Genomic DNA, 12,027 nt, shown 5'->3' with positions numbered 1-12,027 from the left:
ATAGTTATTTAAAAAAATAATTTTCAACATCTTCTAACATTTTTAATCCTAATTCCTCAAATTTTTTATCTTCAACACGTTTGGTATAGTTTAAAATACCTAATGCCGAGATAAAAATCATGCAGTACTCTAGTTCCTCAGAAAGAACTTCCTCATTTGAATGTTCATAATAATGTTTTAAAAATAGCTCTTTTTTTAATTTATCATTATCTAAATCTTGGTAAAAATATTTAATAAAATCTAAATAATAACTAGCATATTTAACTCTTTCAAAATCTATTAACACTAAATTATCGTCTTTTCTCATAATATTTCTAAGACCGAAATCTCCATGAATTAAAACTAGTGTTTTCTCATACTCTTCATCCAATTTACTAATATTTTTTAGAAACTTAGAATGAACCTCACTTATTTCAGTATATTCTTTTCTTTCAGTTAATCTATATACATTTTTTTCTAGAACTTTTTCCAATGAAATTTCTTTGTCATTTTCAATTAAGAGCCAATTTCCCCTATGAAAATCAGATATTAGCTCTGCTATTTTTATTATATCTTCATCATTTACGCTTTCTTTATCCAGTGGAATAAAGTCTTCATATTTCAATATAAGTGCAGAATACTCAGGAAAATCTAATAAAAAATTATCTTTATTTCTTAAAACTTTATACTCTAGTTTATATTTTAATGGATCTTTAAAAATTTTAACGAATACGCGTTGTCCTAATCTTTTAGAAAATCCAATAAAATGCCTATTTTCAGAAATATGATTTATTTGTTGTAAGTTAGTATCTAATAATTCTTCAAGTTGTCTTTTCATAATTACACCAAAATATTTATAAAAAGGAATTGACCCAAAAATCATGATTTAAAAAAAATCAATTTTGTCGAGTCAGTTCCCTTTCTAATACTTAACCTCTAACTTCTTCTAAGTCTAATGTTGACTTCGCATTTAACGTTAACGGATTAGCAAATATATTATTTTTATAATAATAATATCCTGCCGCTCCCATCATCGCCGCATTATCACTACAATAACTCATTTTCGGAATAAGTACTTCTACTCCTAATTGTTGTTCTAGCTCTAAGACTTGCTTACGAAGTTCGCTATTACCTGCAACCCCACCTGCTAAAATCAACTGTTTAACACCTAGATTCGCAATAGCTTTCTTAGTTTTTGTGATTAAAACTTCTACTACCGCCGTTTGGAAACTGCAAGCTAAATTTTCAGGTACGATCTCCTCACCGCGTTGTTTTGCATTATGTACAAAGTTAATCACTGCTGACTTCATTCCTGAAAAACTAAAATTATAATCGTCACTATCAATCATTGCACGAGGGAATTTATACTTATCTTCACCCAACTTGGCTAGTTTATCTACTTTAGGACCTCCTGGGTACTCAAGATTTAACTGTCTTGCTACCTTATCGTACGCTTCACCTACAGCATCGTCATGAGTAGAACCGATTATTTCAAAATCAAGTTCATCTTTTAAATAAACTAGTTCTGTATGTCCTCCACTAACAACAAGAGCTAATGATGGATAAACTATATCATTGTCTATATTACTAGCATAAATATGTCCTGCAATATGATGTGCTCCTATTAAAGGTTTATCTAAAGCATAACTTAATGTTTTCGCAACATTAACACCAACTAGTAATGAACCTATTAATCCTGGTCCTTGTGTTACACAAATTGCATCTATATCGTTTAAAGTAATTTGGGCTTCTTCCAAAGCTTCTTCAACAATTTGCATCACTACCTCTATATGTTGCCTACTTGCTATTTCAGGAACTACCCCACCAAATTGTTTATGTGTTTCAATTTGACTACTTACGATATTCGATAGTACTTCTTTTCCATTTTTAACTACAGCTACACTAGTTTCATCACAACTTGTTTCTATAGCTAAAATAGTTACATTTTCTAAATTTTTATATTCTTTCATTACTAAAATCCCTTACCATTACAAAAGCATTTTCTCCATTGTTTTTGTAATAATTTTTTCTCATATCGACTGTTGTGAATCCAGATTTTTCATAAACAGTTATCGCAGGCATGTTACTTACGCGAACTTCAACAATAGCTTTTTTTACACCTTTTAGTTTTAAAAGTTGCATTACATAAGTGAAGAAAATTTGTCCTAATTTTTTATTTTGATGCGGTTTATCAATAACTATCTTATTAACTTGATATTCATCAGCCACTAACCAACCACCGCAAAATCCAATAATTTGACCATCATTGAATAATCCGTAATATTCCGCATTTTCATGTTCCAACTCAGACTTAAACATTTCTTTCGTCCAAGCATCTTCAAAATTATCTACATCTATTCTTGATAATACATCTAAATCATTAACATCGACTTTATTTATTTTTATCATTTTCAAGTTCCCTTTCTGCTTCAGTTTTTCTTAAGTATTGTGGTTTCATATTATAACAATCCACATCTTCTAATGAATCATATATTTTTAAAACATTAGCGGCACGAACCATATCATTATTTTTTGAACCTTCTAAAAGAAAATCATTTAACTTTTCTATATCTTTACTAATATAAATAAATTCATCACTTTGAGATGATAAAAAGTTATTAATTTCTTCAAGAGAGTAGTATCCTTCTTCCAGTACCACTACTAATTTTCCTTCTTCATTTTTATAAACTGCACCAAAAACATTTCCTCGACGTGCATCAATAAATGGAACTAATAATTTATTGCTATCAAACTCCAATAATGCCTGCAATTTTAAAGAAGATACTTTCTTCAAATTAATCTTCAGTGTGTAAGCTAAAGTTTTACAAACAGCTGCGACTACACGAATTGCTGTATACGATCCTGGTCCTTCACTTGATATAATTTCAGTTAAATCCGTTTTTTTCTTATCTGCTTCTTTTAAACAATTATCGATTTCTTCTAAAATCACTGCTGATAAATTATTACTACATACAAAGTTTTTTTCAGCTAATACTGTTTCATTATCAAAGCATGCAATTAAACATACTCCATTAGAAGCTTCCACTATTAAACTTACCAATTTTCACGAATCCTTTCTTCAATTTTTTTATATTCACCACTAGAAATAATTTCAACTTCTCTGTAATCTTCTACTAAGCGAATATTGAAAATTAATCTTTCATTCGGTAAGAATTCTTCAATAAATTCTCCCCATTCAATAATACTAACATTATCTTCAAAGAAAATATCTTCAAATCCTAAATCTTCATCGCTATCTTCTAAACGATAAGCATCAATATGATATAATTTTCCATTAGGATATTTATATTCTTTCATTATATTAAAAGTTGGTGAATTAACTACACTTTTTACTCCTAAATATTCTGCTAAATATTTCGTAAATGTTGTTTTACCTGCGGCTAGATCGCCATTTAACAAAAGTACTAATCTATCTTCTATACCTTCACTAACAATTTTCGCTAAACGTTTAGTATCTTCTAAATCTCTTATAACTATTTTTAACATTGTTAATCCTTCTAAATTCTTAATTTATTTACCATCTACTATAATACCATATTTACCAGTATATTCCAACAACTAACAGCGTAATTATTAACACAAAATAACGCCAAGACATCTCTATCTTAGCGTTATTGTGGCTCATATAATCTGTTGTTAAATCATATATTATTTTACTACTCTTACTCTTGAAGTTCTTTCAATTGGTGCAGCTTCTTGTAATTTTTCACCAAATGGCATTTGTGCACGTAGTACTAAGTTAGCTGGAATATCCCATTCTGCAGCAACTTTTTCATCAATTACTGGGTTATAGTGTTGAATGTTAGCTCCAACTCCAGCTTCTGCTAATGCATTCCAAACTGCAAATGATGCAATCCCTGTTGATTGTTCTGACCAAATTGGGAAATTATCAGCATATGATGGGAATTGTTCTTGAAGACCTTTCACTACATCATGATCTTCGAAGAATAAAATTGTTCCATAAGCTGCTGCAAAACTATCGATTTTTCCTTTAGTAGCTGCTTTAGCTTCTTCATTTGGTAAGAATTTTTCTAATTCTCCAAAAGTAATATCCCAAAGTTTTTGATGATTTTCTCCTAATAATACTACAGCGTGTGCAGTTTGTGAATTAAATGCACTTGGTGAGTATTTAACTGCATTATCAATAATTTCTAATGCTTCTTGTTCTGAAATCGGTAAATTTTTACCTAATGCATATACACTTCTTCTATTTTGATATAAATTTTTTGCTTCTGTCATTATTATGTCCTCCGTTTTTAGCTATTGCTAAACTTTATTATTTGTTTTATAATTGTTATATGTATTATTATAATATTTAATAAAAAAATAACAAGTACGTTTTTTTACAATAGTAAGTATCTTTTAAGATAGAATTGTATAATATCAATGAAATATTTAAGGAGATTTTTTTATGGAACAACAAGAACCTTTTGGAAAATGCCCTTTTTTTACAACTCAAAAAATATTATCTGGAAAATGGACAATTCTTATTCTTCATCTACTAGAAGATAAAAGTGTTAGATTTAATGAGTTACAAAGATCACTAGGGACAATTACCCAAGCAACATTGACAAAACAATTAAAACAATTAGAACAAGATGGATTAATAAATCGTAAAGTTTATGCCCAAATACCACCAAAAGTTGAATACAGCCTAACAGATATTGGTAAAAAATTCCAAGCTGTATTAAATGAATTAGAAATTTGGGGGAATGATTATATAGATTACTTAAAAGAAAATAGAGAAGCTGTGTAAAGTTATGGACAAGCTAAATGAAATTAAAACAAAACTTCATTTTCTTTCAAGTGAACAATTAGATATTATTCATAGACTTATTTCATCTTGGAATATTAAGGGCAATAAAATTCAAACAGACGAAAATCTAGTTAAGAAAATCTATGAAAGTACAATATCACCTATAGAAGACCCACTAAAGAATTATTCAAAAGAAGAACTCTTAGAAGAGTATGGAGTATTATTTTACAATCAACAAAATACTGTAGATTCTAATTTCGGGGAGGTTTCTATTGAATATAATTATGATGATAGTGATGATATAATCCAAAAATTTGTTAATAATCCTATTCAAACTAAAGAATTTAAAATTGAAGAATTAGTTGATAACGATATTAAATTAACTAATTTGGACTCTAAATCTTCTATTACTGACACAAAGACTAACGTATCAAACATTGCACTCGATGATTTCGATCCCTTATTTCCAGACACAGATTTCGATTCATTAACTGGCCTTAATAAAAGCAAATATGATAATTTAGACTTTTCAGCATTAATATCGAAGAAACCTAAGTAAACCAAAAAGAGAAGCAGATTTTTCCGCTTCTCTTTTAATTTTTAGAAGAAATTATTTTTCTTTACGTCTTCTTACTACAGTTGCTAATCCTAGAATTGCTAATCCTAATCCTGCTAATAGTGAACTACTATTATTAATACCCGTGTTAGGTAATACTTTTGCACCATCTTTTACTACAGGTTCTTTTTGTTTTTCAGTTCTTGTCGGACTAGTTGGCGTTGAAGGCGTTGTTGGCACTCCTTTTGGTGTTACCGTTACTGGTACTTCCATTTCAATAATTTCTCCAGTTGGTAATTTAACCTTAACTTTAACACTTGGTTTTTGTCCTGGTGTTTCAGTTGTTGGAATTTCTCCTACTTCTACGATTTCCCATCCTTCTGGTAAATCGATTTGTTTAATAACATCCTCTTTGGTTACTGGTGTACCTACTTCGACCACTATCGGTCTAGCTTTAGGTGTAACTAATACTGGTACATCTACTTCAATAATTTCACCACTTGGTACCTTAATCTTAACTTTAACACTTGGTTTTTGTCCTGCTGGAATTGTTGTTGGGATTTCTCCTACTTCTACAATTTCCCATCCTGGTTCTTTTGGTAAATCGATATGACCTTTTACATCATCTGGTGTAATTGGTGTTCCTTGTGGTACAACTATTTGTCTTACTGTTGGTGTTACGATTACCGGCACATCTACTGTAATCTTACGTCCATCTGGTAATTGAATTTCCACTGAAACAACTGGTTTTGTTCCTGGCGTTGTAGTTGTTGGAATTTCTCCTACTTTTGTTACAGTCCATCCTTTAGGTAACTCGATATGTTTCTTAACATCTTCTGGTGTAACTGGTGTTCCTACAGGAACTACTACAGGTGTTACTTTCGGTGTTACGATTACTGGTATATCCATAGTTACTCGAATTCCATTTGGCAATTCAATCACAACCGGAATACTTGGTCTTTCACCTGGTACATCTGTCGTTGGTTTATCTCCAATTGAGATAACTTTTGCTCCTTTTGGAATATGATTTTCAACATCCTCCGCAGTAATTAGATCACCTTGTTTTTTAACAATATCTTTTATAGGTGTTACATTCACTGGTACTTCTACTGTAACAACTTTTCCATTTGGTAATGTAATCGTTACTTTTACTGGATCTTTCTTACCTGGTGTTGTTAAATCTGGACGGTTGCCTACTGTAACTGTCGCTCCTTCTGGTACTTTAATTTGTTTTAAGATATCTTCTGGAGTCAGTTTGTCTTTTGTAACTGGTGTATCAATTGGTGTAATAGGTGTTACATTCACTGGCACTTCTACAGTAATTACTTTTCCATTTGGTAATTCTACTGTTACTTTAACTGGATCTTTCTTACCTGGTGTTGTTAAGTCTGGAATATTTTCTACATTCGTTACTTTTCCACCTTCTGGTATTTTAATTCCTTTAGTGTAGTCCTCTGGTGTTAACGGTGTTTTCGTTACTGGTGTTTCAATCGGTGTTGGTTTTGATTCTACCACTTTGATTGTTGCTGGTACTTCTACTAATACATTACCATTTTTATCTTTTACTACTACTATTACTGGTTTATCCCCTGGTGTTGTTCCATCATATGGAGTTGTTTGTCCTTCTGGAACTTTGTATTCAAATGTTGAACCTTCTGGATAATCACTTGGTGTGATACTATCTTTCGGTTTCGGTTGATTTTCACCTGTAGCATTAATAGGAATTAACTGTTCTTTACCTTCCACTACTTTTACTTTAGCTGGTACTTCAACAAGTTTATCTTCTCCATCTTTGGCAACAACAACCACATCTTTTTCACCTGGTGTTGTTGTATCTACTGGAGTCTTATATCCAAATGTAATTTTATCTGGATACTCTTCTGGATTAATGCTCTTAGAAGCATCTGGTTGTTTGTTCGTTTTGTCAACAGGAACATATTGAGTCTTAGGTTCTACAACCATTACTTTTGCAGAGACTTTTGTAATGACCTTATCACCAATTTTTGCTACTACAATAACATCCTTTTCACCTGGTGTTGTTGTGTCTACAGGAGTTTCATATGTAAACTCTGTATCTTTAGGGAATGCTTTAGGATCAATACTTCCTTCAGCAGATGGTTGTTTTTTATCCTTGTCTACTGGCACAAATTGTGGATAGCTTTCTACAACACGCACTGTTGCTGGTACTTCTGCAATTGGATTACCATTTTTATCTAGTACTTCAACAATAACATCTTTATCTCCAGGTGTTGTTACATCGATTGGAGTTGTTTGTCCTTCTGGAGTTTTATATCTAAATGTAGCTCCTTCTGGATAATCTTCTTTATTGATACTTTTCTCTGAATCTGGTAGAACTTCATTATTTTCTTTTACAGGTACAATTTGTGGTACACCTTCTACAATTGTTACTGGTACTTTAACTGTTGTAGTTAATGGTTTATCTTCTCCAGGTACTGTGTATTTAACCGTTACTTCTACTTCAGTATCATCCGTTAATTCAGGGATTGTTACTGGTACTGTATTGTCAATCTCAACTGTTGCTCCTTGAGGTAATTTACCTTTGAATGTTGTATCTTCGATTGCTTTTTTAGCTTTAGCTAGAACTTTTTCTTTAGCTTTTTCTTTGTCACTATTTTTAGCAACTAGAATTTCTTCAGCTTCTGGTTTTGGTAATACTGTTACTGGTACACTTACTGTTTCTGTTAACTTACCATTATCATATGTTACTGGTACGTCTACTTTAACGTCTGTTGCCCCTGCATTACCTGCTGTTTCAGGTAATGTTGTTGGTTCACCTTTTGTTCCATCTGTTCCTGGTGTTACAGCACCTTTAGCTGCATCAGCTGTTACTTCATCACCTTCGAAAACAACGATTTTACTTGGTGTTGAACTTACTACTGTTACTGGTACATTAATTGTATCTTCTGCTACTACTGTACCTGTTGCATCTTTATATTGTGCTTTTACTGGTACATTACCTTTATCACCATTTGAAGTTGTTGCTGGAACAGTATATGTTTGATTTGGATCTAATTCCGCTGTAACTCCTGTTGGTAATGTTAGTTTACCTAGTGCAGCTTGTGCTTTTTCTTTTACAGCTGTTGTTAGGTTTTCACCAGTTGTATCTTTTAATGTTGTTACTTTTTCTGGTGTTGCTTTTGGTAATACTTCAACTGGAACTTTTACAGTTTCATCTCCTGTTGGATATGTTACTGTTGTTGGTACAGTTACATCTGGTGTTCCTGCTTTTACTGTTGTAGCAGGTAAATCTGTTTCTTTTGGAGCGTTTACTGTTCCTCCAGTACCTGGTGTTACTGCATTTTTAACTTTCTCAGCATCTAGTTTTGTTCCTTCTACAGTGTATACTGTTTTTGGTTCTGAACCTAATACGTTAACTGTAATTTCTGCCTCTTTTGTATAAGATTTTCCATCTACTGTATATGTTACTGGAACTTTAACGATTCCTTTGTTCGTTCCTTTTTCTGCAGTCATTGTTGCTAAAACTTCTTCTGTAATCTCACCAACCACTACATCTTTAGAACCTTCTGGTAATTTAGCTTTGAAGTCAGCTGATGTTGTTACTTCTGTCACTTTTGCTTTCGCTACTTCTTTAACTTTATCGACTGAGGCTCCTTTTTGTACTTCTACTTCACCTTTTGCTTTTGGTAATACCAACACAGGAACTTCTACTGTTTCATTAATATTTGTACCATTTGAAACATGAGTAACCGTTGTTGGAATTTTTAATCCTGCTTCGTTAGCTTTCCCTACTGTACTAAACACATCTGCTTCATTAGGATTATTTACAACTCCCTCTTTAGTGTCGATTGTAGCAGGAGTGACTGAAGATTTAACTTGATCATTTGTGATCTTATCCCCTTCTAATACTACTAACTTATCTGTAGTTGATTTTACAACGTTGACTTCGATATCTACTGTTGTATTATAAGTTTTTCCATCAGCAGTATACGTTACTGGTACTTTAACAATACCACGTCCATCAGCAGCTATTTTTGTAATTTCAACTTTATCTTTAGAATTAAGGGTAACATTCGTAATTTGACCCATTGCAGCCGTTGCATTCATATCTCTAAGCAATTGTTGGAAATTAGCTGAATTAACTTCTTCTTGTGCTTTTGCATAAGCAACTTCTTTTAACTGATCATTGTTAGTATTAATTGGAACAGTCACGGTACCTGTTGCTTGTAAGCTATTAATATAAATTATTTTTCCATATTCAAAATCTGAATTATCAGAATTTGCCAATCCTCCTCGATTGAACTGATTTTCATATTCTGGTTTCAAACCATTAGTTGTATATGAATATAATTTATTTCCTTCTGCATCCGTATCTCCAAACCCACTTGTTACGGTTACTTTAAAATCCGCTGGTCCTATGAAGTTATTTGCAGTAGTAAACACAATACTTGATGAACGAGTAGTTTTTTCTGCTGCAGCCATACGATCTCCAGCAGGTACGTTATAAGTTAAAGTTCCTCCTTTAGAATTATCAGTTGGATCATTTGGAACCCATTTAATAGTATTTGCATAGACATTTCCTAAAAAGTCAGCACCACCATTTTTATTAATAACTCTATCTTCCAATACCACACCTTTTGGTACTTTTATCGTAACTTGAACATTTGATGCAGCATAATAATTAATATTCATCCCAGCTGTATCTTTAAGCGTAAAGTTAAAACTACCTTTTTGACCTTTTTTGTAGATAGTGTCTGGTGTGTAGCCATACTCATTTTTATTTCGTCCTGAAGTAACATCTGTTACAATTTCAGCTGCTGGAGCTGTAGCAATACCGATACCTCCTACAAGGTACCCATCTTTAATTTCAGCTCCTTTTCTATTGAAAGGATTAGTAGTCAATCCTGTTCCTTGATCTCCCGCTTCAATTAAAACTTTAATTTTTGTTGTTTTTGATGGAATATCATATATGCGAGCTAAACTACTCCATCCATTTCCACCTCCAGGTCCTGCTTCTGTCGATACTGGTCCATTTTTTCCATCAACCGGTTTAATCTCTTCTCCTGTAAATGCATCTACAATTTTCAGTTTAACTTTTTCACCCGTACTAGGTGTTGATGCATGACCATATGCTCCACTATGAATCAAATTAACATTAAGTCTAGAATTTCCATTCACATCAAATTCTTTAGATATTGTCGTCCCTTTGCTTCCTAACTCAAGATAATAATCACGATTTTTCACTTCACCAAAAGCATTGGTTCTCATTGCATCAATAGTAGGAGTTATCGTTGGAATGATACCACTACCAGCATTATACGATAATTGAGCACCCTCTCTTTGATATTGTATTAATTCTTCATCGTTTGTATATATTTTTGATTTAGGTACTACCCTAGTACTTGGTGCCCCATCTTTATCTGTAATATCTGTTACTTCAAGTGGTTTAACGGCATTTACTTTCTCACCTTTTTCGATTTTCCAACCATTTAACAAACCAGCTTCTGCTTCTGCTTTTGTAATTGTTCTTTCTTGCCAGTTGTAAGTAGCATTACCGATTCCTGGTGTACGAGCATTGATTTCTCCTGGACCAGCTTGTTGTTTAACAATTGTCTTAGATTTCTTATCAGCATCCGTAAAGGTTACTTTATCCCCAAAACCTTCTTTCAGACTCTCAAAGACACCATTAGTTGGGTTATTTCCGTACGCTACGTGGTTTTCACTAACAGGTGCTCCCAAATCTGCTTTACCTGCTAAGTATAACGCTAATAAATCACGCTCAGATTTAACAGCTTCTGCTTGTTGGCTCATTTTTTGAGCTAAACTTACATCCGCTGCATTTGCAGTTGTAATAACATTTTCTGCTTTTTGTTTAATATGTTTTAAAACATCAATTTTAAATTGATCTTTTTTATTCGTAGGTAGCGCTTCTTCTTTTGCTATTTCAGCTTGAATTTTATCAATATTTGCTTGCAATTGTGGAATAGCTGCATCTCGAATACCTTTATATTTTTCTGCTTCCGACGCAGCATTTGCAGCTGTAGTATCTACAGTTCTAAACCCACTTTCCCCATTTCCAGGAATCGCTTGTCCATTTCTTGAATCTTGATTTTTGTTTACTTTTTCTTCTGTAGGTTTATCTGCTTCTTTAGCAGTTGCTTTTTTCATGCTTTCTAACACAAAAGCCTTATTTTTAAGCTCAACTGTTACTTTATCGACTTCAGCTTGAGTCGCTACTTCACTTACTTCCAGAGCTTGTGCTGTTGCTAATTCTACTTTAGCATTTTCTATTGCTGACGCTGTTTTTTCTGTAACTCCGGCATTAGCAATTGCTGTCTGAAGACGCACTATCGCCACACTCAAATTAGCTTTATTAACCTTTACTGGTGTCGTAGTTGAGACTTCTTCTTTATTAGCTGTTACTAAATTATTGTTCGCTGTCTCCGAAGTTGTATTTACAGCTGTATCATCACTTGCTAACGCACTTCCTCCACCTAAAAATGCGAATCCAGCAGCGATTAATACCGACGCTGTTCCTACATTAAATTTCTTAATACCATAGTAATTTATTTTTTCTTGTTCTTTCTGAATAATCATTTTTTTATTATTCTTACTAAACATTTTATCCCCTCCTGCTCAAAAATATAATTTCAACATTTTTTAAAATATAAAAAAATTTGTTTTCTTTGTTTTTTTTTTTTTTTCAAAAAAATAATCTTATATTATAGATATTAAA

The 12,027-nt window shown here is 32.4% G+C and carries 9 protein-coding genes; 2 read left to right on the top strand and 7 right to left on the bottom strand.

All coding sequences use genetic code 11. The features are described 5' to 3' along the window. Nucleotides 1-4 precede the first annotated feature (4 nt). The 6 genes from JX287_RS02005 to JX287_RS01980 all read right to left on the bottom strand — a co-directional run bounded on the left by JX287_RS02005 (nt 5) and on the right by JX287_RS01980 (nt 4,239). A complete protein-coding gene (locus tag JX287_RS02005; RefSeq protein ID WP_239650311.1) occupies nt 5-817 on the bottom strand; it encodes a phosphotransferase family protein in 813 nt (270 codons plus the stop codon). Between the two features lie 91 nt (nt 818-908). Beyond that, nucleotides 909-1,949 carry a tRNA (adenosine(37)-N6)-threonylcarbamoyltransferase complex transferase subunit TsaD gene (tsaD, locus tag JX287_RS02000; RefSeq protein WP_204641554.1) on the bottom strand — a complete coding sequence of 347 codons (1,041 nt, stop codon included), beginning with the start codon at nt 1,947-1,949 and terminating at the stop codon, nt 909-911. Next, nucleotides 1,936-2,388: a ribosomal protein S18-alanine N-acetyltransferase gene (gene rimI / locus JX287_RS01995; RefSeq protein WP_204641553.1), complete on the bottom strand. Its 453-nt coding sequence runs from the start codon at nt 2,386-2,388 to the stop codon at nt 1,936-1,938. Before rimI ends, tsaD begins: the two co-directional genes overlap by 14 nt. Beyond that, complete coding sequence (gene tsaB, locus JX287_RS01990) at nt 2,372-3,040, bottom strand: tRNA (adenosine(37)-N6)-threonylcarbamoyltransferase complex dimerization subunit type 1 TsaB (RefSeq protein WP_204641552.1); 669 nt, start codon at nt 3,038-3,040, stop codon at nt 2,372-2,374. The genes rimI and tsaB overlap by 17 nt, the downstream gene beginning before the upstream one ends. Further along, nucleotides 3,034-3,486 (bottom strand): tRNA (adenosine(37)-N6)-threonylcarbamoyltransferase complex ATPase subunit type 1 TsaE, encoded by a 453-nt coding sequence (gene tsaE, locus JX287_RS01985; protein ID WP_204641551.1) that lies wholly within the window; start codon nt 3,484-3,486, stop codon nt 3,034-3,036. The genes tsaB and tsaE overlap by 7 nt, the downstream gene beginning before the upstream one ends. 162 nt (nt 3,487-3,648) lie before the next feature. Further along, nucleotides 3,649-4,239, bottom strand: coding sequence for a nitroreductase family protein (locus tag JX287_RS01980; protein ID WP_204641550.1), 591 nt, complete (start codon nt 4,237-4,239; stop codon nt 3,649-3,651). A 172-nt stretch (nt 4,240-4,411) separates the two neighbouring features. Here JX287_RS01980 and JX287_RS01975 point away from each other — a divergent pair, with 172 nt between their 5' ends. Both JX287_RS01975 and JX287_RS01970 read left to right on the top strand, forming a co-directional pair. Further along, on the top strand, nt 4,412-4,756 hold the full coding sequence (locus JX287_RS01975) for a winged helix-turn-helix transcriptional regulator (RefSeq protein WP_204641549.1): 345 nt from the start codon (nt 4,412-4,414) through the stop codon (nt 4,754-4,756). A 4-nt stretch (nt 4,757-4,760) separates the two neighbouring features. Continuing rightward, a complete protein-coding gene (locus JX287_RS01970) occupies nt 4,761-5,315 on the top strand; it encodes a hypothetical protein (RefSeq protein ID WP_204641548.1) in 555 nt (184 codons plus the stop codon). Nucleotides 5,316-5,366: 51 nt separating this feature from the next. Here the strand turns inward: JX287_RS01970 and JX287_RS01965 are convergent, their stop codons facing one another. Further along, entirely contained in the window at nt 5,367-11,912 is a 6,546-nt protein-coding gene (locus JX287_RS01965) for a Rib/alpha-like domain-containing protein (RefSeq protein WP_204641547.1), read from the bottom strand. Nucleotides 11,913-12,027: the final 115 nt, after the last annotated feature.

This window comes from Gemella haemolysans (assembly GCF_901873445.1).
Taxonomy (GTDB): Bacteria; Bacillota; Bacilli; order Staphylococcales; family Gemellaceae; genus Gemella; species Gemella haemolysans_C.
The sequence above is the reverse complement of the archived record's forward strand: the minus strand, read 5'-3'. Positions and strand labels throughout refer to the sequence as shown.

Bases quoted from the DNA above. Each gene is read 5' to 3' on its own strand.
- JX287_RS02005 (WP_239650311.1), bottom strand. From the start codon at position 817: ATGAAAAGACAACTTGAAGAATTATTAGATACTAACTTACAACAAATA.
- tsaD (WP_204641554.1), bottom strand. From the start codon at position 1,949: ATGAAAGAATATAAAAATTTAGAAAATGTAACTATTTTAGCTATAGAA.
- rimI (WP_204641553.1), bottom strand. From the start codon at position 2,388: ATGATAAAAATAAATAAAGTCGATGTTAATGATTTAGATGTATTATCA.
- tsaE (WP_204641551.1), bottom strand. From the start codon at position 3,486: ATGTTAAAAATAGTTATAAGAGATTTAGAAGATACTAAACGTTTAGCG.
- JX287_RS01980 (WP_204641550.1), bottom strand. From the start codon at position 4,239: ATGACAGAAGCAAAAAATTTATATCAAAATAGAAGAAGTGTATATGCA.
- JX287_RS01975 (WP_204641549.1), top strand. From the start codon at position 4,412: ATGGAACAACAAGAACCTTTTGGAAAATGCCCTTTTTTTACAACTCAA.
- JX287_RS01970 (WP_204641548.1), top strand. From the start codon at position 4,761: ATGGACAAGCTAAATGAAATTAAAACAAAACTTCATTTTCTTTCAAGT.
- JX287_RS01965 (WP_204641547.1), bottom strand. From the start codon at position 11,912: ATGTTTAGTAAGAATAATAAAAAAATGATTATTCAGAAAGAACAAGAA.